The sequence below is a fragment of the Variovorax sp. S12S4 genome (assembly GCF_023195515.1).
In the GTDB taxonomy this organism is placed as follows: Bacteria; Pseudomonadota; Gammaproteobacteria; order Burkholderiales; family Burkholderiaceae_C; genus Variovorax.
Window position 1 is genome coordinate 2,058,134 of record NZ_JALPKR020000002.1, and the last position, 20,331, is coordinate 2,078,464.

At 66.5% G+C, this 20,331-nt stretch carries 18 protein-coding genes and 2 pseudogenes; 8 read left to right on the forward strand and 12 right to left on the reverse strand.

All coding sequences use genetic code 11. From position 1 onward, the window contains the following. Both M0765_RS10295 and M0765_RS10300 read right to left on the reverse strand, forming a co-directional pair. Entirely contained in the window at positions 1 to 861 is an 861-nt protein-coding gene (locus M0765_RS10295) for an ABC transporter permease (RefSeq protein WP_258503521.1), read from the reverse strand. After that, positions 858 to 1,928, reverse strand: coding sequence for an ABC transporter ATP-binding protein (locus M0765_RS10300; RefSeq protein WP_126747816.1), 1,071 nt, complete (start codon positions 1,926 to 1,928; stop codon positions 858 to 860). The genes M0765_RS10295 and M0765_RS10300 overlap by 4 nt, the downstream gene beginning before the upstream one ends. Before the next feature lie 175 nt (positions 1,929 to 2,103). Between M0765_RS10300 and M0765_RS10305 the strand changes: the two genes are divergently transcribed. After that, positions 2,104 to 2,991, forward strand: a complete 888-nt coding sequence (locus tag M0765_RS10305; RefSeq protein WP_258503522.1) for an IclR family transcriptional regulator — start codon at positions 2,104 to 2,106, stop codon at positions 2,989 to 2,991. A gap of 9 nt (positions 2,992 to 3,000) precedes the next feature. Here M0765_RS10305 and M0765_RS10310 read toward each other — a convergent pair whose 3' ends face one another. After that, positions 3,001 to 3,501 carry a hypothetical protein gene (locus tag M0765_RS10310; RefSeq protein WP_258503523.1) on the reverse strand — a complete coding sequence of 167 codons (501 nt, stop codon included), beginning with the start codon at positions 3,499 to 3,501 and terminating at the stop codon, positions 3,001 to 3,003. Between the two features lie 334 nt (positions 3,502 to 3,835). Here M0765_RS10310 and amaB point away from each other — a divergent pair, with 334 nt between their 5' ends. The 4 genes from amaB (at position 3,836) to M0765_RS10330 (ending at position 9,374) form a co-directional block, all read left to right on the forward strand. Next, positions 3,836 to 5,311: an L-piperidine-6-carboxylate dehydrogenase gene (gene amaB / locus M0765_RS10315; protein ID WP_258503524.1), complete on the forward strand. Its 1,476-nt coding sequence runs from the start codon at positions 3,836 to 3,838 to the stop codon at positions 5,309 to 5,311. 94 nt (positions 5,312 to 5,405) lie between these two features. Next, the gene (locus M0765_RS10320; RefSeq protein ID WP_258503526.1) at positions 5,406 to 6,311 is read left to right on the forward strand and encodes an amino acid ABC transporter substrate-binding protein; all 906 of its coding nucleotides are present in this window, start codon (positions 5,406 to 5,408) and stop codon (positions 6,309 to 6,311) included. Then, the gene (locus M0765_RS10325) at positions 6,311 to 7,552 is read left to right on the forward strand and encodes a pyridoxal phosphate-dependent aminotransferase (RefSeq protein WP_258503527.1); all 1,242 of its coding nucleotides are present in this window, start codon (positions 6,311 to 6,313) and stop codon (positions 7,550 to 7,552) included. The genes M0765_RS10320 and M0765_RS10325 overlap by 1 nt, the downstream gene beginning before the upstream one ends. Before the next feature lie 148 nt (positions 7,553 to 7,700). Continuing rightward, positions 7,701 to 9,374 (forward strand): thiamine pyrophosphate-binding protein, encoded by a 1,674-nt coding sequence (locus tag M0765_RS10330; RefSeq protein WP_258503528.1) that lies wholly within the window; start codon positions 7,701 to 7,703, stop codon positions 9,372 to 9,374. A 21-nt stretch (positions 9,375 to 9,395) separates the two neighbouring features. Here the strand turns inward: M0765_RS10330 and M0765_RS10335 are convergent, their stop codons facing one another. Next, positions 9,396 to 9,695 carry a hypothetical protein gene (locus tag M0765_RS10335; RefSeq protein ID WP_157611521.1) on the reverse strand — a complete coding sequence of 100 codons (300 nt, stop codon included), beginning with the start codon at positions 9,693 to 9,695 and terminating at the stop codon, positions 9,396 to 9,398. Between the two features lie 423 nt (positions 9,696 to 10,118). On the opposite strand from M0765_RS10335, the gene M0765_RS10340 reads away from it, so the two are divergent. Then, positions 10,119 to 10,877 (forward strand): TSUP family transporter, encoded by a 759-nt coding sequence (locus M0765_RS10340; RefSeq protein ID WP_258503530.1) that lies wholly within the window; start codon positions 10,119 to 10,121, stop codon positions 10,875 to 10,877. A gap of 21 nt (positions 10,878 to 10,898) precedes the next feature. Then, a complete protein-coding gene (gene chrA / locus M0765_RS10345; protein WP_258503531.1) occupies positions 10,899 to 12,254 on the forward strand; it encodes a chromate efflux transporter in 1,356 nt (451 codons plus the stop codon). A 15-nt stretch (positions 12,255 to 12,269) separates the two neighbouring features. Here the strand turns inward: chrA and M0765_RS10350 are convergent. The 5 genes and pseudogenes from M0765_RS10350 to M0765_RS10370 all read right to left on the reverse strand — a co-directional run bounded on the left by M0765_RS10350 (position 12,270) and on the right by M0765_RS10370 (position 15,675). Next, positions 12,270 to 13,782: pseudogene (locus M0765_RS10350) on the reverse strand (tripartite tricarboxylate transporter permease). Positions 13,783 to 13,795: 13 nt separating this feature from the next. Then, positions 13,796 to 14,284 carry a tripartite tricarboxylate transporter TctB family protein gene (locus M0765_RS10355; RefSeq protein ID WP_258503533.1) on the reverse strand — a complete coding sequence of 163 codons (489 nt, stop codon included), beginning with the start codon at positions 14,282 to 14,284 and terminating at the stop codon, positions 13,796 to 13,798. A gap of 193 nt (positions 14,285 to 14,477) precedes the next feature. Beyond that, positions 14,478 to 14,889, reverse strand: a pseudogene (locus M0765_RS10360) (RNA recognition motif domain-containing protein). A gap of 181 nt (positions 14,890 to 15,070) precedes the next feature. After that, positions 15,071 to 15,304: a DUF3820 family protein gene (locus M0765_RS10365; protein WP_126747804.1), complete on the reverse strand. Its 234-nt coding sequence runs from the start codon at positions 15,302 to 15,304 to the stop codon at positions 15,071 to 15,073. Positions 15,305 to 15,309: 5 nt separating this feature from the next. Further along, positions 15,310 to 15,675 (reverse strand): translation initiation factor Sui1, encoded by a 366-nt coding sequence (locus M0765_RS10370; RefSeq protein ID WP_258508194.1) that lies wholly within the window; start codon positions 15,673 to 15,675, stop codon positions 15,310 to 15,312. A 76-nt stretch (positions 15,676 to 15,751) separates the two neighbouring features. On the opposite strand from M0765_RS10370, the gene M0765_RS10375 reads away from it, so the two are divergent. After that, the gene (locus M0765_RS10375; RefSeq protein ID WP_258503534.1) at positions 15,752 to 17,023 is read left to right on the forward strand and encodes a DEAD/DEAH box helicase; all 1,272 of its coding nucleotides are present in this window, start codon (positions 15,752 to 15,754) and stop codon (positions 17,021 to 17,023) included. 11 nt (positions 17,024 to 17,034) lie between these two features. Here the strand turns inward: M0765_RS10375 and M0765_RS10380 are convergent, their stop codons facing one another. Genes M0765_RS10380 through M0765_RS10390 form a run of 3 tightly spaced genes read right to left on the reverse strand, consistent with a single transcriptional unit; the run spans position 17,035 to position 20,310 of the window. Next, positions 17,035 to 18,201 (reverse strand): acyl-CoA dehydrogenase family protein, encoded by a 1,167-nt coding sequence (locus M0765_RS10380; RefSeq protein WP_258503535.1) that lies wholly within the window; start codon positions 18,199 to 18,201, stop codon positions 17,035 to 17,037. Between the two features lie 7 nt (positions 18,202 to 18,208). Next, positions 18,209 to 19,369 (reverse strand): acyl-CoA dehydrogenase family protein, encoded by a 1,161-nt coding sequence (locus M0765_RS10385; RefSeq protein WP_258503536.1) that lies wholly within the window; start codon positions 19,367 to 19,369, stop codon positions 18,209 to 18,211. A gap of 26 nt (positions 19,370 to 19,395) precedes the next feature. Next, positions 19,396 to 20,310 carry an SDR family oxidoreductase gene (locus M0765_RS10390; protein ID WP_258503537.1) on the reverse strand — a complete coding sequence of 305 codons (915 nt, stop codon included), beginning with the start codon at positions 20,308 to 20,310 and terminating at the stop codon, positions 19,396 to 19,398. Between the last annotated feature and the right edge of the window lie 21 nt (positions 20,311 to 20,331).

The window sequence follows — 20,331 nt, forward strand, 5'->3', positions numbered from 1 at the left end:
TCAGCCCAGCGCTTTCTTGTAGCGGCCTTCGACGAGCCGGTTGTAGCTCAGCATCACGATGAGGTTGGCCGCCAGCAAAACCAGCGCAACGGCGGCGCCGAGGGGCCAGTTGAGCTCGTGCAGGTATTCGTCGTAGACGACGGTCGCGACCATCTTCAACCGGCGACCGCCGAGCAGGCCCGGTATGGCAAACGAGCTTGCGGCCAGGCCGAACACGATCAGGCTGCCCGAGAGAATGCCCGGCATCACCTGCGGCAGCACGATGCGCCGCAACGTGGTGAAGTGCGAGGCCCTGAGCGAAAGCGCGGCGTTCTCCACGCCCGCGTCGAGCTTCTGCAGCGAAGTCCACACCGGAATCACCATGAACGGCAGCATCACGTGGACCAGCGCCACGATCACCGCAATCTCGGTGTAGAGCATCTTCACCGGCCCGATGCCCGCCAGACCCAGCAACGCATTCACGGCGCCCTCAGGCCCCAGCAGCATGCTCCAGCCGAAAGCGCGCACCACCACCGAAACCAGCAGCGGCGCCAGCACCACCAGCAGCAGGATCGATCGCCACGGGTTGCGCATGCGGCTCAGCACATAGGCCTCGGGCGCGCCGACCAGCACGCAGATCAGCGTGACGAGCCCCGAGATCCAGAAGGTGCGCCAGAAGATGCCGTGATAGTACGAGTCGGTGAACACGTGCGTGTAGTGCTCGAGCGTGAACTCGCCCGTCTTCGGCCCGGTGGCCGGGTCGTACACATTGAAAGACAGCACCGCCGTGAGCGCGAGCGGCACCACCAGCAAGGCCGCGAACAGCAGCAGCGCGGGCGCCGAAAGCCACCAGGGCGTGGCCTTGTGCATGGCACCGCTCATGCCGCCACCGCCTCTTCGGCCGGCAACAGGCGCGTGCAATGCGCGGGCCAGTCGATGCCGACCGGGCTGCCTTCGTCCAGTGCTTCGCGGCCATCGTTGGGGCTCAGCACCATCAGGTCGCCGGCGGGCGTGCCCAGGCGGTAGAGCCATTGGCTGCCCAGGAAGAAGCGCTCCCGCACCGTGCCGTCGAGGCGGCCGCGGCCGGCTTCCACCAGCTGCAGCTTTTCAGGGCGCACGCTCATCAGCACCGGGTCGCCCGGCTTGTAGCCGGTGTCTTCGACCTCGACGGTGAGCGAGCCGATCTCGACACGGCAGCTGCGTGCGCCGCAGGCCGCGACGCGGGCGTCCAACAGGTTGGCCTTGCCCACGAAGGTGGAAATGAAGCGCGTGCTCGGATGCTCGTAGACGCGGTGCGGATGGTCGATCTGCGTGGCGCAGCCGCCTTCCATCACCACCACGCGGTCGCTGATGGACATGGCCTCGCTCTGGTCGTGCGTGACCATCACGGTGGTGGTGCCGACCTTGCGCTGGATCTGGCGCAGCTCGAACTGCATTTCTTCGCGCAGCTTGGCGTCGAGGTTGGAGAGCGGTTCGTCGAGCAGCAGCACCGGCGGCTCGATGACCAGTGCGCGCGCCAATGCCACCCGCTGGCGCTGGCCGCCAGAGAGTTCGCGCGGATAGCGCGTGGCATGCGCTTCCAGGTGAACGAGGGCGAGCGCCTGCTTCACCCGCTCAGCGCGTTCGGCTTTCGGCATCTTGCGCATCTCGAGGCCGAAGCTCACGTTGTCCGCCACCGTCATGTGCGGAAAGAGCGCGTAGGTCTGGAACACGATGCCCAGGCCCCGCGTATTGGCCTTGGCGTGGGTGATGTCCTTGCCGGCCAGTTCGATGCGCCCGCTCGACACCGCCTCGAAGCCCGCAATCATCTGCAGCGTGGTGGTCTTGCCGCAGCCCGAAGGCCCGAGCAGCGAAACGAACTCTCCCTTTTCCACCGCAAGGTTCATGGCCGACACGGCGCGCGTGGCGCCGTAGAACTTGGTCACGTCGGTGAGCCGGAGGAATGACATGGAAGAGCCTTTCTGCGCGGTGTCGTGGATGGCGCGCCGCACCTTGGTGCGCGCCATGGACAAGAGAGAACTTTCAATTCACTCTATTGCAACGATTGCGCCAACTCGCCTCGGGTATTCCATTAATCAGAATTTTTCTCTCATTTATTCCGTTCACCGGAATATAATGCGAACCATGGACCCAAAGAATTCCACAGGAGAAGCCGCGGAAAGCCCCACGGCCGCGAGCGGCGGCGTGCCGCGCGTGTTTTCAGTGCTTCGCGCGCTGGGTGCGGTGCAGGCCGAAGGCGGGCGTGTGACGCAAATTGCACGTTCGGTGGGCCTCACGCAGGCGACCACGCACCGCCTGCTGCAGTCGCTCATGGCCGAGGGCATGGTCGAGCAGGACGAGCGCAGCAAGCTCTACCGCCTGAGCATCGATTTCTTCGCGCTGGCGGCCAGTGCCGGCAACCCCGGTGACCTGCGTTCCATTTGCCGCCCGGTGCTGCTGCGGCTGTGCGCGAGCCTGGGCGACAGCATCTTTCTTCTGGCGCGCAGCGGCTTCGACGCGGTGTGCCTCGACCGCAGCGAAGGGCCGTTTCCCATTCGCTCGTTCACGGGCGACATCGGCGGGCGCATTGCATTGGGCGTGGGGCAGGGCGCGCTCGCCATCCTTGCCTTTCTGCCGGAGGCCGAGCGCGAGGAAGTGATCCGCTTCAACCTGTCGCGTGTGCGTGAGTACGGCGTGTACGACGAGGTCTATCTGCGCACCGAGATCGAGCGCGTGCGCCAAGCCGGTTATGCGGGGCGCAACACCGGCCTGCTCGAAGGCATGGCCGGCGTGGCGGTTCCCATTCTCGATCGCGAGGGTCGCGCGGTGGCCGCGCTGAGCGTGGGCACGATCGCGGACCGGCTCAACGCCGACCGCATGCCCACCGTGGTCGAGCTGCTCAAGCGCGAGGCCGCGGCCATCGGGCCGAAGATCAACCCCTTCGATGCAACGCTCAGAAGGCCCGCGCAGAGCCTGGCGGGGTCGCCGGCAGGGCAGAAGATTCCCTTGCCGGACGCGCCGGAGCCCCGATAGGCGCCGCGCTCATTTCAGCTTCTTGTCTTCGCTCTTGGCTTCTGCCATGGCCTCGGGCTCCAGTTCCTCGGCGTAGCGGTTCAGCCGGATGAAGATGCCCCAGCCCGCCATGAGCAGGCCGACCGAGCCCAGCATCGCGGCGGCATGCAGCATCAGCTCGGGCGCTTCACGCGCCTTGAAGGTCGCGACCAGCCCCTCGACCGCCACGGCAACCACGATGACGACCATGAACCTGGACAGGAAGCGGCGTACCCGCGTCGGCGCGCCGATGTGTGCGTCGCGCACCACTTCTTCTTCGAGCACGGTCTGCGAGATCTGCAGCGCCACCACGCCCGCCGCCAGCAGGCCCACCGCTTCGATGACCGCCTCGGCTGCTGGAACATCGAGCCCCTGCATGACCGCGCCCCACCCGGCCCGCGCCGCAATCACGACGAGGACGAGCGACGCGGCGGCAAATGCGAGGGCCATCAGGGCATGGATTGCGGCGTACAGGGTGAGGATCGACTTCATGGCGCTACCGGGGTTGAACGTGCGGCGAGGCGAGGCCCCGGGGCAGCGCACGGGACCGCGCCGGGGTGCGGAATCTTCGGCGCAGCCCGGCGGTTTGCGCGTAGGCGCGAAGCCCGTCCCGCACCGGGCGCATGCCGAGTTCATTCGGCAAACGCATCAAGTCCTTCCTTTTTTTCACTAGGCAAGTGCGCGGGATTGGAAGATATTGCGCCGGTCCCGTCTCGCCGTTTCCTTTTTCTCTCCTCCACCCTCCTACCCGGAGCGCGCCCATGTCCGAAGCACAAGCCTCTGCCCCCTTGCCGCCGAAATCGAACAGCTGCTGCAGCGCCTGGGCGTGCCCCGCAGCGCCTACACCGGCGGCGAATTGACGGTGCGCTCGCCGGTGACGGGCGAGGTGATTGCACAGGTGCCGCAAACCACCCCGGCCGAAGCGACAGCCGCCATCCGCCAGGCGCATGAAGCGTTTAAGGCCTGGCGCAGCGTTCCGGCACCGCGCCGCGGCGAGCTGGTGCGGCTGCTGGGCGAAGAACTGCGCGCCGCCAAGGCCGACCTCGGACGCCTGGTCACGCTCGAGGCCGGCAAGATCCCGACCGAAGGCGCGGGCGAGGTGCAGGAAATGATCGACATCTGCGACTTCGCGGTCGGCCTCTCGCGCCAGCTCTATGGCCTGACGCTGGCCACCGAACGCGCCGAGCACCGCATGATGGAAACCTGGCATCCGCTGGGCGTGTGCGGCGTGATCTCGGCCTTCAACTTTCCGGTGGCCGTGTGGTCGTGGAACGCGGCGCTGGCGTTGGTGTGCGGCGATCCGGTGGTGTGGAAGCCGTCGGAAAAAACGCCGCTCACCGCGCTGGCCACGCACGCCATCGCGCAGCGCGCCGTTGCGCGCTTTGGCGAAGACGCACCCGAGGGCCTGCTCGGCCTGCTGCTGGGCCAGCGGGACATCGGCGAAGTGCTCGTCGACGACCACCGCGTGCCGATTCTTTCGGCGACTGGTTCGACTGCGATGGGCAAACAGGTGGGACCGAAGCTGGCCGCGCGTTTTGCGCGCGCCATTCTTGAACTCGGCGGCAACAACGCCGCCATCGTCACGCCGTCGGCCGACCTGGACCTTACGCTGCGTGCCATTGCGTTCTCGGCCATGGGCACGGCCGGCCAGCGCTGCACCACGCTGCGCCGGCTCTTCGTGCACGACAGCGTGTACGACGCGCTGGTGCCCAAGCTGGCCAAGGTGTACGGCAATGTGCGTGTGGGCGATCCGCGCGAGGCGGGCACGCTCGTCGGGCCGCTGATCGACCGCGCCGCGTTCGACGGCATGCAGAAGGCGCTGGGCGAAAGCCGCGAGATCGGCGCCACGGTGCATGGCGGCGAGCGCGTCGAAGGCATCGGCACCAAAGACGCCTACTACGTGCGCCCCGCATTGGTGGAACTGAAGTCGCACGACGGCCCGGTGCTGCGCGAAACCTTTGCGCCCATTCTTTATGTGGTGCGCTACAGCAAGCTCGACGATGCCATCGAGTGGCACAACGCGGTGGGCGCGGGCCTGTCGTCGTCGATCTTCACGCTCAACGTGCGCGAGGCCGAGCGCTTCCTGTCGAGCGCAGGCTCCGACTGCGGCATTGCCAACGTCAACATCGGGCCGAGCGGTGCCGAGATCGGCGGTGCGTTCGGTGGCGAGAAAGAAACCGGCGGCGGCCGCGAAGCCGGCTCCGACAGCTGGAAGGCGTACATGCGCCGAGCGACGAACACCATCAACTATTCGACGGCATTGCCCCTTGCACAAGGCGTGACCTTCGATATCGGCGATTGATCACCCCAGGCCCTTGCTCTTGCCGCGCAGCGTTCGGCTGCGCCGGCAAGGCAGCGGCTGCCCGAGCCCAAGAAAACCATAGGAGACAGAGAAAATGAAGATGCAATCGAAAACCCTCGCCACCGCCGCAGCGCTGCTTGCGCTCGCATTCGGCGCTTCGGCGCAGCAAGCCCCCGCCGGCGGCACGCTCGACAAGATCAAGAGCAGCGGCAAGGCCGTGCTCGGCGTGCGCGAGGCCTCGCCGCCCATGGCCTACATGCTGGGCGCGAACGACAAATACGTGGGCTATCACGTCGAGCTTTGCGAGCGCGTGCTGAAGGACATCGCGCCTTCCGCCAAGCTCGAATACATGGCCGTTACCGCGCAGAACACCATTCCGCTGGTGCAGAACGGCACGCTGGACATCGGCTGCGGCCCCACCACCAACAACACCGCGCGCCAGCAGCAGGTGGCCTTTGCGCTCACCACCTATGTGAGCGAAGTGCGCATGGCCACGCGGGCCGATTCGGGCATCAGCTCGCTCGACCAGCTGGCGGGCCGCACCGTGTCGGCCTCCACCGGCACCACTGCCGTGCAGTTGCTGCGCAAGCGTGAGCGCGCGCAGAACACCACCATCAACACGATGCTCGGGAAGGACCATCTCGAGAGCTTTCTGCTGATGGAGTCGGGCCGCGCCGATGCCTTCGTGCTCGACGACAACCTGCTCGCCGGGATCATCGCGAACTCGAAGAACCCCACGGCCTATCGCATCACCGGCGAGGCTCTGGGCTCGGAGCCGATTGCGCTGTTGTTCCGCAAGGACGATCCGGCCTTCAAGGCCGCGGTGGACGATTCGCTGCGCAAGCTCATGAAGAGCGGCGAGCTCGAGAAAATCTACACCAAGTGGTTCGTCGCGCCGATTCCGCCAAAGAACACCAGCCTGAACCTGCCGATGAGCACGGCGCTGAAGCAGCTGATTGCCGAGCCCAACGACAAGCCGCTCGAGGCCTACGCCAAGTGATGTCCGCCGTGCTCGATTCCGCGCTTTCTTCGGCTTGCACGTTCGAGCCTGCGCAGCGCGTGCGCGCCATCGGCGTGTCGGAAATCCTGCGCATCACCGACCATGCCAATGCGTTGAAGCGCGCCGGCCGGCCGGTGATCGTGCTGGGCGCGGGCGAGCCGGACTTCGACACGCCCGAACACATTCGCGCCGCCGCGGCCCGCGCCATGGAGCGTGGCGACACGCGCTACACGGTGCTCGACGGCAGCCCCGCCATGAAGGCCGCGGTGCAATTCAAGTTCAAGCGCGACAACGGGCTGGACTTTGCGTTGAATGAAATCAGCGTGGGTGCGGGCGCCAAGCAGGTGATCTTCAACGCGCTCATGGCCAGCCTGAACCCGGGCGACGAGGTGATCTTGCCGGCGCCGTACTGGACGTCCTACGCCGACATCGTGCAGATCTGCGGCGGCGTGCCCGTGAGCGTGCCGTGCAGCGAGGCGCAGGGCTTTCGGCTGGATGCCGCACAACTCGAGGCGGCGATCACCCCGCGCACGCGCTGGCTGTTCCTGAATTCGCCATCGAACCCGAGCGGCGCGGCCTACAGTGCGGCGCAGCTCGCGCCGCTGTGCGAGGTACTGCTGCGGCATCCCGCGGTGTGGGTGCTGGCCGACGACATCTACGAGCACATCCTCTACGACGGCCTGGCATTTGCCACCCCGGCGGCCGTGGAGCCGCGGCTGCGCGAGCGCACGCTCACCGTGAACGGCGTGTCGAAGGCCTATGCAATGACAGGCTGGCGCGTGGGCTACGGGGCAGGACCGCGCGCGCTGATCGCGGCCATGGCGGTGGTGCAGAGCCAGTCGACCTCGTGCCCGTCGTCGGTGAGCCAGGCCGCCGCCATCGAGGCGCTCACGGGGCCGCAAGACATCGTGGCCGAGCGGTGCGATGACTTCCAGGCGCGGCGCGACTTCGTGTTGGCTGCATTGAGCCGCGCGCCCGGCCTGCATTGCCGCGTGCCCGAAGGCGCTTTCTATACTTTTGCGAGCTGTGCCGGCGTGCTCGGCCGGCGCACGCGCAGCGGCATGCTGCTGCAGACCGACAGCGACTTCTGCAGCTACCTGCTGCAGGATTTTGAAGTGGCGGTGGTGCCGGGCAGCGTGTTCGGGCTGGCGCCGTATTTCCGCATTTCGTATGCGACGTCGATGGCGCAGCTCGAAGAGGCGTGTGCACGGATTGCCGCGGCATGCGAAGCTCTCACATGAATTTTTTCCTCCCCTTCCGGGGAGGGCAGGGTGGGGGCAAGCGGCGTATCAATCGCTGTCGACGTGACTGGCGCCGTCTGCCCCCATCCCAACCTTCCCCGGGAGGGGAAGGAGCGAATACCAAGACCTTCATTGCATTGGACACAGCATGACTTCTCCCCGCACCGGCGGCCAGATCCTGGTCGACCAGCTCATCACCCACGGCGTCAAGCAGCTCTTCTGCGTGCCCGGCGAAAGCTTTCTGGCCGTGCTCGACGCGCTGCACGATGCCTCCATCGAGGTGACGGTATGCCGCCAGGAAGGCGGCGCCGCGATGATGGCCGAGGCGCAGGGCAAGCTCACCGGCCAACCCGGCGTGTGCTTTGTCACGCGCGGGCCCGGCGCCACCAACGCGGCGGCCGGTGTGCACATCGCGCACCACGATTCGACGCCGATGCTGCTCTTCGTGGGCCAGGTCGCGCGCGAGGCGCTTGGCCGCGAGGCCTTCCAGGAGCTGGACTACGGCGCGGTGTTCGGCACCATGGCCAAGTGGGTGGTGCAGATCGACGATCCGGCGCGTGTGCCCGAGCTGGTCTCCCGTGCCTTCCATGTCGCCACTTCCGGCCGGCCGGGGCCGGTGGTGATTGCGCTGCCGGAAGACATGCTGACCGAAGCCGCCACGGTGGCCGATGCGCAGCCTTATGCGGTGACCGAAACCTATCCGGGCGCGGCGCAAATCGCGCAACTGCAGCAACGGCTCGCACAGGCACAGCGGCCCGTCGTCATCCTCGGCGGCAGCCGCTGGTCCGAAGCTGCGACGCGGCAGTTCGCGGGTTTTGCGGAGGCGTTTTCGCTGCCGGTGTACTGCTCGTTCCGCCGCCAGATGCTGCTGTCGGCCGAGCATCCCTCTTATGCGGGCGACCTGGGGCTGGGCGCGAATCCGCGCATGCTGGAGCGCATTCGCAAGGCGGACCTGGTGCTGCTGGTCGGCGGCCGGCTGTCCGAGGTGCCATCGCAGGGCTATGAGCTGCTTGCCATTCCGCAGCCCAGGCAGGCGCTGGTGCATGTGCATGCCGACGCCGACGAGCTCGGCAAGCTCTACCGTCCGGCGCTGGGCATCCACGCCACGCCGCAGGCTTTTGCCGAGGCGGTGGCTGCGCTCCGCCCGGCTTCGCCGCCCGTCTGGCAAGACGAAACGAAGACCGCGCGCGAAGACTTTTTGCGCTGGAGCGATCCGGCCCCCATCCGCATTCCGGGCCCGCTGCAGATGGGCGAGGTGATGCAGCACCTGCGCGAGGTGCTGCCGCCCGACACCATCTTTTGCAACGGCGCCGGCAACTTTGCCACCTGGGTGCATCGCTTCTGGCCGTTCCGCTCGTTCGCGAGCCAGCTGGCGCCCACCAGCGGATCGATGGGCTATGGCTTGCCGGCGGGCGTGGGCGCCAAGCGCCTGTGGCCGCAGCGCGAGGTGGTGGTGTTTGCGGGCGACGGCGACTTCATGATGCACGGCCAGGAGTTCGCAACCGCCGTGCAGTACGGCCTGCCGATCATCGTGGTGCTGCTGGACAACGCCATGTACGGCACCATCCGCATGCACCAGGAAAAGCACTACCCGGGCCGCGTGAGCGCCACGCAGCTGAAGAACCCCGACTTCCGCGGCTATGCCGAAGTGTTCGGCGGGCATGGCGAGCGCGTGACCCGCACGGAGGAGTTCGGCCCCGCGCTGGCGCGCGCCCGTGCGAGCGGCAAGCCCGCGGTGCTGCATTGCCTGCTCGATCCGGAAGCCATCACGCCCGCCAGCACGCTGCAAAGCATCCGCAAGGCGGCCCTGGCTGGCGGCTGAGCGCCTGGCGTATAAAAAGAATCAGCCCAGGCCGCCCGCAAACCGCGGCCGGGGCTTCGGCGGATTGCCGTCGGGCGTGCGCGCGGCCAGCCGTGCGGCGCGAGCCAAGGGCTCCATGGCCTGCTCGAGGCGGGTGGCGAGCAGGTAGAGATCCTCGTCCTTGGTTTCGGCGGCATGGGCGCGCGTCATGCGCACGATCTCGGCGGCGTATTCGGCATTGGTGGCCATCCATTCGGTGTCGGTCACGCGCCCGTGCTTTCGCCGCAGTGCCACGTGCAGCCGTGCGGCAAGGGCGATGCGTTCGCTTTCGGACATGGACATGGTTCGAGGGGCTCCATGAATGGCTCGAACCCGCTGCGTGCACAAGTCGTGCCATGTCGACCCGCGCTGTTAACGCTCCGAAACACTTTTGTTTGCCGAGAGCCCCTGGAACGTAAGGCAAAGCGGGTAATTCCCAATGCACTGGCCCGGTGCACCGCCTAAAGTCTGCCCACTCGCGAACGGGCCAAGCTCGTGCTGCCGAGGGTCCGAGGAGACAAAATTCGGTCTACAAGAAAAATTCTTCAAGGCTTCCGTTCGAGAAGCCGTGTTTGAACTGAAAGGCGCCGCTGGTCGGCGCCTTTTTTTGCCCGGCGCAGCCCCTTCGCCTGCCGATTCCTGACTGGCGCAAGCGCGCTTGCAGGCCCGCCCTGCCTTTCATCGAAGCTCCTCTTTTGGTAGCGCCTCGGGTGCGACAATCCAGGCATGGAAATGCTGGTGGTCACGGGCGCTTCGCTGCTCGCAGGGTTTGTCGATTCGATCGTGGGCGGCGGCGGTTTGATCCTTGTGCCGACGCTCTTCGCCGTGTTTCCGGGCGCGCCGCCGGCCACGTTGCTGGGCACCAACAAAAGCGCTTCTATTTGGGGCACGGCTGCCGCGGCCGCCCAGTTCAGCCAGCGGGTGCAGATGCGCTGGGGCGCTTTGTGGCCGGCCGCCCTGCTCGGATTCGCGGGGTCGATGCTCGGCGCCTGGGGCGTGACCCTGTTTCCGGGCGACTTCCTGCGGCGGGCGCTGCCCATCGTGCTGCTTGGCGTGCTGCTCTACACGCTGGCGCGCAAGGACCTGGGCCGCCACCACGTACCGCGCTTCAGCGGCCGAGCCGAAACGCTGGCGGCCTGCGCCATCGGCCTGTCGATCGGCTTTTACGACGGCTTCTTCGGGCCCGGGGCGGGCAGCTTCCTCGTCTTTTTGTTCGTGCGCTGGATGGGCTACGACTTCCTGAATGCTTCTGCGTCGGCCAAGATCATCAACACGCTCACCAACGCCGCGGCCCTGCTGCTGCTCGCGCTCAAGGGGCATGTGTGGTGGCACTATGGGCTGGTGATGGCGGTGGCCAACGTGGCGGGCAGCCTGCTGGGCACGCGTGTTGCGCTGAAGCATGGAGCGGGCTTCGTGCGGGTGGTGTTCATCGTGGTGGTGAGCGCGCTCATCCTGAAGACCGCCTATGACGCATTCCTGAAATAGCACAACGAGAAAGTCCCATTCATGGCATTGCCAGAGTCCGCTGTACCCGTTGAACGCCCCGCAGCCGTCAGCTTCTGGCAGGCCTTCGCCTATTGGCTCAAGCTCGGCTTCATCAGCTTTGGCGGCCCGGCGGGGCAGATCGCGCTGATGCACCAGGAACTGGTGGAGCGCCGGCGCTGGATCTCGGAAAAGCGCTTTCTGCATGCGCTCAACTACTGCATGCTGCTGCCCGGCCCCGAAGCGCAGCAGCTTGCCACCTACATCGGCTGGCTCATGCATCGCACCTGGGGCGGCCTTGCGGCGGGCGTGCTCTTCGTGCTGCCTTCGCTCTTCATCCTGATCGGGCTGTCGTGGGCGTACATGGCCTACGGCCACGTGCCGGCGGTGGCGGGCTTGCTGTACGGCGTGAAGCCCGCGGTCACAGCCATCGTGCTTTTCGCGGCGTGGCGCATCGGCTCGCGGGTGCTCAAGAACCCGTGGCTCTGGGCGATTGCCGTTGCCGCCTTTGTCGCGATCTTTGCGCTGCAGTTGCCGTTTCCGCTGATCGTGCTGTCCGCCGGGGCCATCGGCTACTTAGGCAGCCGGTTCGCGCCGGCGTACTTCTCGCCGGGCGGTGGGCACGGCGCCGCGGCGGGCTCGGCCGGCCCGGCGCTGATCGACGACGACATGCCCACGCCGCCGCACGCCCTTTTCAGCTGGGGCCGCTTCGCGCGCGTGCTTGCGGTGTTCTTCCTGCTGTGGCTCGGCGCGCTGGGCGCGCTCACGGCGCTGTACGGATGGAGCGGCGCGCTCACCCAGATGGGCTGGTTCTTCACCAAGGCGGCACTGCTGACCTTCGGCGGCGCCTATGCGGTGCTGCCCTATGTGTTCCAGGGCGCGGTCGACCACTACCACTGGCTTACGGCCACGCAGATGATCGACGGCCTCGCGCTCGGAGAAACCACGCCCGGCCCCTTGATCATGGTGGTGTCGTTCGTGGGCTTCGTCGGCGCGTGGGGCCAGGCGCTGTTCGGCCCCCATGCGCTGTTCGCGGCGGGCGTTGCGGGCGCGACGGTGGTGACCTTCTTCACCTTCCTGCCGTCGTTCCTGTTCATTCTGCTGGGCGGGCCTTTCATCGAGTCGACCCACGGCAACCTGAAGTTCACTGCCCCGCTCACCGCCATTACCGCGGCCGTGGTCGGCGTGATCGTCAACCTGGCGGTCTTCTTCGCCTACCACGTGCTCTGGCCGAAGGGCTTGTCAGGGCCCTTCGAGTTTCCCTCCGCCGTCATCGGCGCGCTCGCGGCCATCGCGCTCTTCCGCTTCAAGGCCGGCGTGATTCCGGTGGTGCTCGCTTCCGCGTTGGCCGGCATGGCGTGGCAACTGCTCATGCGCTGACGGCTTGGGGTTGGCTTATTCCTCGACGAAAGCTTCTTCGCGTTTCGCCTTGATAGAGGGGAGCAGCACGATGCCCAGCAGCAGCGCCGCCGCGACCAGCAAGCCCGCCGACAGCGGCCGCGTGACGAACACGCTCCAGGTGCCGCGCGACAGCAGCAGGGCGCGCCGCAGGTTTTCTTCCATCATCGGCCCAAGGATGAAGCCCAGCAGCAACGGCGCGGGCTCGGTCTTCAGCTTGATGAACAGGTAGCCGATAAAGCCGAAGATCGCGACCATCCACACGTCGAAGGTGTTGTTGTTGGTCGAGTACACGCCAATCGCGCAGAACAGCACGATGGCGGGGAACAGGAACTTGTAGGGCACCGTCAGCAGCTTGATCCACATGCCGATCAGCGGCAGGTTCAGCACGATCAGCATGGCGTTGCCGATCCACATCGAGGCGATCAGTCCCCAGAAGAGTTCCGGGTTGCTGGTCATCACCTGGGGGCCGGGCTGGATGTTGTGGATGGTCATCGCGCCCACCATCAGCGCCATCACCGCGTTGGGCGGAATACCCAGCGTGAGCAGCGGAATGAAGGAGGTCTGCGCACCGGCGTTGTTGGCCGATTCGGGCGATGCCACGCCGCGGATGTTGCCCTTGCCGAAGGGCACTTCGCCGGGGCGCATCTTGATCTTCTTCTCGAGCGCATAGGCCGCGAAAGCCGCAAGCAGCGCGCCGCCGCCGGGCAGGATGCCGAGCGCCGAACCCAGCGCGGTGCCACGCAGCACCGCGGGCGTCATGCGCTTGAAGTCGTCCTTGGTGGGCCACAGGCCCTTCACCTTGTGCGTGAAAACTTCGCGCTCGTCGTCGGGCTGCGAGAGGTTGCCGATGATTTCGCCATAGCCGAACACGCCCATGGCAATCACCACGAAGCCGATGCCATCGGTGAGCTCGGGAATGTCGAAGCTGAAGCGCGCGACGCCCGAATTGACGTCGGTGCCCACGATGCCGAGCAACAAGCCGAGCACGATCATGGCCACCGCCTTGAGCAGCGAACCCGAGGCCAGTACCACGGCGCCGATGAGGCCCAGCGTCATCAGCGAGAAGTACTCGGCCGGGCCGAACTTGAAGGCCAACTCGGTGAGCGGCGGCGCGAAGGCGGCCAGGATCAGCGTGCCGACGCAACCTGCGAAGAACGAGCCCAGGCCCGCCGCGGCGAGCGCAGGGCCTGCGCGGCCCTGCCTCGCCATCTGGTAACCGTCGATACAGGTGACCACGGAGGATGACTCGCCCGGGCAGATTCACCAGGATCGCGGTGGTCGAGCCGCCGTATTGCGCACCGTAGTAGATGCCGGCCAGCATGATCAGCGCCGACACGGGCGGCAGCGCGTATGTGGCGGGCAGCAGCATCGCGATGGTCGCGACCGGACCGATGCCCGGCAGCACGCCGATCAGCGTGCCCAGGATGCAGCCGACCAGGCAATACAGCAGATTGGTGAAAGTGAAGGCGACGCCGAAGCCGGTCGCGAGGTTGTGGAACAGTTCCATGGCGGTGTGCTCCTCAACCCGAAATGAAAGTAGGCCAGACCTGGATCTGGAGCTTGAGCGCCCAGATAAAGGCCACGTAGCTGCCGGCCGCCAGGATGGTCGACAGCACCAGCACGTCGCGCAGCTTGAAGTGCTGGCCGGCCATGCTCGAGATGATGGTGAGCGCGTAGATCGCGACGATCATCCCCATGGCGGGAAGGCCGATGCTCGGCAGTCCGCCGAGCAGCACGCCGAAGGCCAGGTTGGCGCCCAGCACGAAGGCCAGCGGCTTCCAGGCCCATTTGCCGATCGGGTCGCCGCCGGCGGTTTCGACCACCATCGCCTGGAACATGATGGCCCCGCCGAGCACCGCCAGCAAAATGCCCAGCATGAGCGGAAAGTAGCCGGGCCCCATGCGGGCACCGTCGCCGATGGTGTAGGTGGTGGCGCCGATGGCGAAGGCGCCGCCTACGGCTGTGAACATGACTCCCGAAAAGAAGTCAGCCTGACTCTTGATGCGCATTGTCTCGACCCTCTTGATTGGACGGGTGAGGGTCGTCGCCCGCGGCTGACCTTGGGCTGACCGGCGCGGTAAGGACAAATGCGTACAAGGGTGCCCAGGCCTTTGCGCGGACCTCAGGCCGAGCGTGGGGCGCAGAAACGAAAAAAGCTCCCGAAGGAGCTTTTTATTTGAGAGCGAGGTCTCGGGGAAGGGCTTAGTAGCCGCCGCGACCACCGCCGCCGCCGCCGTAGCCACCGCCACCACCGCTGCGGCCACCGCCGCCACCACCGTAGCCGCCGCCGCCCCACCACCGCCGTACCACCACCACCGCCGCCGCCGCCGTAGCCGCCGCCACCACCGGTACGGGGGGGACGAGCTTCCATCGGACGTGCTTCGTTCACGGTCAGGGCGCGGCCCTGGAGCGAATGGCCGTTCATGGCTTCAACGGCTGCCAGCGCTTCAGCGTCGGTGCCCATTTCCACGAAGCCGAAGCCCTTGGAGCGGCCGGTGTCGCGTTCCATCATGACCTTGGCGCTGACGATCGAGCCGAACTCGCCGAAAGCCTGTTCCAGGTCGTTGTCACGCACAGAGTAGGCGAGGTTGCCTACGTAGAGTTTCTTGCCCATTGAGGGACTCCTAATTCAAACCAACAAAACAAAGCGATGGAGTCCCAGAATCACAACAAACAAATGCGCTGTGGCGCGAAACTGACCGATCACCGAATTACGTGCACGGGAGGCAAGCTCACAGACACGTAGGCACGATTATCAATGCGATCTGGAAAAAGGGTGATGAAATTCGCTCTTCTTACGAAACATCACGCCTTGGAGGGCGGTTTCGCAACGGTTGCAGAAGGCCGGAGAGCCCGTTGTGGTCTATTTCATGCATCAAATGGAGCAGCCGCCCGATTTCACCTGCGGGAAAACCCTCGCGTGCGAACCAATTCAGATAATTGCCGGGTAAATCGGCAATCAAGGTGCCCTTGTGCTTGCCGAAAGGCATTTCGAGCGTGACGAGGCGCTGCAGGTCTTCGGGTTTCATGAGGTTCAGCCCCCGGCGCGCTTGACCACGTGGCCTTGCTTTGTGAGGGCCGCGATCACCAGGTCGCGGTGGTCGCCCTGGATTTCGATGGTGCCGTCCTTCACCGTGCCGCCCGTGCCGCAGGCCGTCTTGAGCTGTTTGCCCGTGGCCGCGAGCGCGGCCGCATCGAGCGCCAGGCCCTTGACCACCGTCACGCCCTTGCCTTTGCGGCCCTTGGTCTCGTGCGATACACGCACAATGCCGTCAGTGGCCGGAACGCGCGCCTTGAGCTCCTTGCAGCGGCACTGCGCGATCGGCGCGCGGCACTCGGGGCACATGCGGCCTCCGGCTTCGGTGGAATACACCAGGGCTGTGGACTGATTGCTCTTCATCGTCATTCGGTCGATCTCTTCTTCAACGCTTCGGTTCCTGTTGGTTCCCGGTTCATCTTTCTCTCTGTCTGCTCACATGCCATTCGACTCACTGGGCCTGGTCCCCGCGCTCGTGCAGGCTGCCGCCGAAAGCGGCTATGCCGCCCCGACCGCCATCCAGGCCGCGGCCATTCCCGCAATTCTGCAAGGCCGCGACGTGCGGGGCTCGGCGCAGACCGGCTCCGGCAAGACCGCCGCATTTTCCCTGCCGTTGCTGCAGCGCCTGGCGGCCGAACGTGCCACGTCGCCGCGCCGCGTGCGCGCGCTGGTGCTCGTGCCCACGCGGGAACTCGCCGCCCAAGTGGGCGAAACCATGCGCAGCCTTGCGCAGCACCTGCCCGAGCGGCTCAAGATCGCGATTGCCTTCGGCGGCGTGTCGATCAACCCGCAGATGATGAGCCTGCGCGGCGGCGCCGACATCGTGGTGGCCACGCCGGGCCGGCTGCTCGACCTGGTGGACCACAACGCGCTCAAGCTCAATGCGGTTTCCATGCTCGTGCTCGACGAGGCCGACCGGCTGTTCGACCTTGGCTTTGCCGAGGAGCTGGGCCGCATCCTCGCGCTGCTGCCGGCGCAGCGCCAGAACCTGCTGTTCTCGGCCACCTTCCCGCCCGCCATCCAGGCGCTGGCCGACAGCGCGCTGCGCGACCCGGCGGTGATCGACGTGCAGGGCGAGCCCGGCACCGAGCCCGCCATCGTGCAGCGCGTGATCGAGGTCGACGCCAACCGCCGCACGCAGCTGCTTCGCCATCTGCTGAAGGAGAACGAGTGGGACCGGGTGCTGGTCTTCGTCGCCACGCAGCATGCGGCCCAGACCGTGGCCGAGAAGCTCTACAAGAACGGTGTCTATGCGGTGCCCTTCCACGGCGACATTGCACAGGGCACGCGCGCCGGCATCCTCGCGCAGTTCAAGGAGAGCCGCTGGGACGTGGTGATTGCCACCGACCTGGCCGCACGCGGCATCGACATTGCACAGCTGCCGGTCGTCATCAACTACGACCTGCCGCGCTCGCCCACCGACTACATCCACCGCATCGGCCGCACCGGCCGTGCCGGCGAAAGCGGGCTGGCGATCAGCTTTGTGAGCGCTGCGACCGAGGCGCACTTTCGCCTGATCGAAAAACGCCAGGGCCTCAGCCTCCCACGCGAACGCATCGAAGGCTTCGAGCCGACTGAAGCCCCCGTGCCGATGGTCGATGCCTCGGGCACCGGCGGCATCAAGGGCAAGCGGCCGAGCAAGAAGGACAAGCTGCGTGCCGCAAACGCACTGGCCGCGCCGCGGCAGGGCGACGGCGAGCAGAACGACTGAAGCCCCTGGGTCTAAAGCCAGCCCAGCTGCCGCGCAGCCAGCTCCTTCATGATGTCTTCGGCGCCGCCGCCGATCATCATCACCTTCACTTCGCGGTAGATGCGTTCACTGACGGTGCCGCGCATGAAACCCATGCCGCCCAGGATCTGCACGGCCTGGTCGGCACAGAACTGCATGGTTTGCGTCGCGTGATTCTTGAGCATGCAAACCTGCGCGACCCACTCGGGCGCGTTGAAGCGGCCCTCCGCTTCGCACGCATCGCCTTGCGCTGATACAGCCTCGATCCAAGTCTCGGTGGACGCAATGCGCATCTGCATGTCGACCAGCTTGTGGCGCACCGCCTGGTGCTCGATGAGCGCGGCGCCGAAGGTCTTGCGCTCCTGAGACCAAGCCAGCGCCTCGTCGAGGCAGGCCTGCGCAAAGCCGAGTGCGCCCGCCGCCAGACCGATGCGTTCGCCGTTGAAGTTGCCCATGACCATGCGAAAACCCGCGCCTTCGCTGCCGAGCAGGTAGCGCGCAGGCACGCGCACGTTGTCGAAGTGAAGCTGCGCGGTGTCCGAGCACAGCCAGCCCATCTTCGCGAGGCGAGTGCGCGTGAGGCCGGGTGTGTCGCCGGGCACCAACAGCATCGAGATGGCGCGGGCGCCGCGCTCTTCGCCGGTGCGCACCGCCACCGTGATCCAGTCGGCGCGCATGCCCGAGGTGATGAAGGTCTTTTCGCCGTTCACCACGTAGTGTTCGCCGTCGCGGTGCGCCGTGGTGTGCAGCGCCGCCACGTCGGAGCCGCCGCCGGGCTCGGTGATGGCGAGCGCGGCGATCTTCTCGCCGCGCAGCACCGGCGGCACGACCTCGCCGCGCACCGCATCGCTCGCATGCAGCACCACGGGCGGCAGGCCGATGTTGTGCGAGAACAGGCTGGCGAGCACGCCGCCGCTCTTGCCGTGGCGCGCGAGCGCAATCCATGCGGGGAGCTTCAGTGAATACGAGGCCGGCGTGCCGCCCAGCGACTCGGGGTAGCCGAGGCCCAGCAAACCCAGCTCCGCCGCACGCGCATACAGCGCGCGGGGAAACTCGCCCGCGTCTTCCCAGGCCTGCACGTGCGGCGCGATCTCGTCTTCGGCAAAGCGCCGCACCGTGTCGGCGAGGGCCGCGCGGTCGGCTTGCAGTTCGGCGTCCATGTGCGCTTCAGCCGCGCGGCGGTCGCTTGGCGATGCCCATCGTCTTGGCGAGGATGCCGAGCATCACCTCGTCCGCGCCCCCGCCGATCGAGCCGAGACGCCCGTCGCGGTAAAGGCGGGAAACGCGGTTCTCGAGCGTGAAGCCCATGCCACCCCAGAACTGCAGGCAGGTGTCGGCCACCTGCCGCGTAAGCCGGCCGGTCTTGAGCTTGGCCATCGATGCCAGCTCGAGCACGTCCTGGCCCTGCACATGCAGGTCGCAGGCGCGGTAGGTGAGGGCGCGCAGCGCCTCCACTTCGGTCTTGAGCTCGGCGAGCTTGAACTGCACCCACTGCTGGTCGGCCAGCGTGGCGCCGAAGATCTTGCGCTCCTGCGCCCATCCGATGGTCTGCGCAATGCAGTCTTCCATCGGTTCGAGCGAGCTCGCGGCAGCCCACAGCCGCTCTTCCTGGAACTGCTGCATCTGGTAGACGAAGCCCTGTCCTTCCTCGCCGATGCGATAGCGCTGGGGCACGCGCACGTTGTCGAAATAGATGAGCCCCGTGTCGCTCGAGTGCATGCCGATCTTGCGGATTTTTTTCGCCTTCTCGATGCCGGGGCTGTCCATCGGCACCATCACGAGCGACTTGTTGCGATGCACGGGTCCATCACCGGTGTTGACCAGCATGCACATCCAGTCGGCTTGCAGGCTGTTGGTGATCCACATCTTCTGGCCGCTGATGAGGTAGTCGCCGCCCTCCTTGCGCGCATGGCTCTTCAGGCCCGCCACGTCGCTGCCCGCGCCGGGCTCGCTCACGCCGATGCAGCCGACCATGTCGCCCGCGATGGCAGGTGCCAGGAACTCGCGCCGCAGTTCGTCGCTGCCGAAGCGCGCGAGCGCGGGCGTGCACATGTCGGTCTGCACGCCAATCGCCATCGGCACGCCGCCGCAGTTCACGTGGCCCAGCGCTTCCGCCATGGCCATCGCATACGAATAGTCGAGCCCGGCACCGCCGAAGGCTTCGGGCTTGTTCAGGCCCAGCATGCCCAGGTTGCCGAGCTTCTTGAAGACCTCGTGTGCGGGAAAGATCTCGGCTTCTTCCCATGCGTCGACATGCGGATTGATCTCTTCGTCGATGAAGCGGCGCAGCGTCTTCTGAATCTCGAGGTGCTCGTGGGTGTACTGCATGCGGTTGTCTCCAGTCAGTCGGTCAGTCAGTCGTTCGGTTCGTCGGCGTTCTTGAAGACACGCGGCGTCTGCGCCCGGTGAAAACCGTCGAAGGGCCGCACGGCCACACGCTGCTGCGTCTCTTTGTCCGGCAGTGCCATCGGCCAGCCCATGCGCACCTGCGGCCGTGCGCCATCCACGCGAAGCACGCTGCCGCTGATGAAGCTGGCGGCGGGGCTTAACAAAAAGGCGATGGCGGCGGAGGTCTCGGCCTCGTTGCCGAAGCGGCCCGCGGGCACCGTGCCGCGCATCGCGCGCAGCATGTCGCCTGCTTCGGGCGGGTAGTGGTCCATGCCGCTCGATGCAATGTAGCCCGGCGCCACGGCATTCACGCGCACGCCGCTCGCGGCCCATTCGAGCGCGGCGGTCTCGGTAAAGCTCACCATGCCCGCGCGCGCCGCGCCGCTGTGGCCCATGCTGGGCATCGAGCCCCACATGTCGGCCACGATGTTGACGACGGCGCCGCCATGCGCCTGCATGCTCTGCAGAAAGCATTCGCGTGCCACGAGAAAACCGCCCGTGAGATTGGTATGGATCACCGCCTCCCATCCCTTGGCCGAAATGGCCGCGAGTGGCGTGATGTACTGGCCGCCCGCGTTGTTCACCAGCCCGTCGATGCGTCCGTGCGCGGCCACGATCGCAGCCACCGCGCTGCGCACGGCCTCTTCCTGCCGGATGTCGAAGGGCTGCGTGCTCGCCTTGCCGCCGTCATCGATGATTTCGGCCCGCACCGACTCGAGCTTCTCTGCATTGCGGCCGACCAGCACCACCTGAGCGCCGAGCGAAGCGAGTTCATGCGCCGTGCAGCGCCCGATGCCGGAGCCGCCGCCGGTGACGACGATCACCTGGCCGGCAAAAACGCCGGGCGAAAAAACGGAGCGGTACCGGGAGGGCGAGTTCATCGGACGGCTTTCAGCAAAATC

What these genes read in the sequence shown, in the direction of transcription:
- M0765_RS10295 (WP_258503521.1), bottom strand. Translation starts at nt 861, where the DNA reads ATGAGCGGTGCCATGCACAAGGCCACGCCCTGGTGGCTTTCGGCGCCC.
- M0765_RS10300 (WP_126747816.1), bottom strand. Translation starts at nt 1,928, where the DNA reads ATGTCATTCCTCCGGCTCACCGACGTGACCAAGTTCTACGGCGCCACG.
- M0765_RS10305 (WP_258503522.1), top strand. Translation starts at nt 2,104, where the DNA reads ATGGACCCAAAGAATTCCACAGGAGAAGCCGCGGAAAGCCCCACGGCC.
- M0765_RS10310 (WP_258503523.1), bottom strand. Translation starts at nt 3,501, where the DNA reads ATGAAGTCGATCCTCACCCTGTACGCCGCAATCCATGCCCTGATGGCC.
- M0765_RS10320 (WP_258503526.1), top strand. Translation starts at nt 5,406, where the DNA reads ATGAAGATGCAATCGAAAACCCTCGCCACCGCCGCAGCGCTGCTTGCG.
- M0765_RS10325 (WP_258503527.1), top strand. Translation starts at nt 6,311, where the DNA reads ATGTCCGCCGTGCTCGATTCCGCGCTTTCTTCGGCTTGCACGTTCGAG.
- M0765_RS10330 (WP_258503528.1), top strand. Translation starts at nt 7,701, where the DNA reads ATGACTTCTCCCCGCACCGGCGGCCAGATCCTGGTCGACCAGCTCATC.
- M0765_RS10335 (WP_157611521.1), bottom strand. Translation starts at nt 9,695, where the DNA reads ATGTCCATGTCCGAAAGCGAACGCATCGCCCTTGCCGCACGGCTGCAC.
- M0765_RS10340 (WP_258503530.1), top strand. Translation starts at nt 10,119, where the DNA reads ATGGAAATGCTGGTGGTCACGGGCGCTTCGCTGCTCGCAGGGTTTGTC.
- chrA (WP_258503531.1), top strand. Translation starts at nt 10,899, where the DNA reads ATGGCATTGCCAGAGTCCGCTGTACCCGTTGAACGCCCCGCAGCCGTC.
- M0765_RS10355 (WP_258503533.1), bottom strand. Translation starts at nt 14,284, where the DNA reads ATGCGCATCAAGAGTCAGGCTGACTTCTTTTCGGGAGTCATGTTCACA.
- M0765_RS10365 (WP_126747804.1), bottom strand. Translation starts at nt 15,304, where the DNA reads ATGAAACCCGAAGACCTGCAGCGCCTCGTCACGCTCGAAATGCCTTTC.
- M0765_RS10370 (WP_258508194.1), bottom strand. Translation starts at nt 15,675, where the DNA reads ATGAAGAGCAATCAGTCCACAGCCCTGGTGTATTCCACCGAAGCCGGA.
- M0765_RS10375 (WP_258503534.1), top strand. Translation starts at nt 15,752, where the DNA reads ATGCCATTCGACTCACTGGGCCTGGTCCCCGCGCTCGTGCAGGCTGCC.
- M0765_RS10380 (WP_258503535.1), bottom strand. Translation starts at nt 18,201, where the DNA reads ATGGACGCCGAACTGCAAGCCGACCGCGCGGCCCTCGCCGACACGGTG.
- M0765_RS10385 (WP_258503536.1), bottom strand. Translation starts at nt 19,369, where the DNA reads ATGCAGTACACCCACGAGCACCTCGAGATTCAGAAGACGCTGCGCCGC.
- M0765_RS10390 (WP_258503537.1), bottom strand. Translation starts at nt 20,310, where the DNA reads ATGAACTCGCCCTCCCGGTACCGCTCCGTTTTTTCGCCCGGCGTTTTT.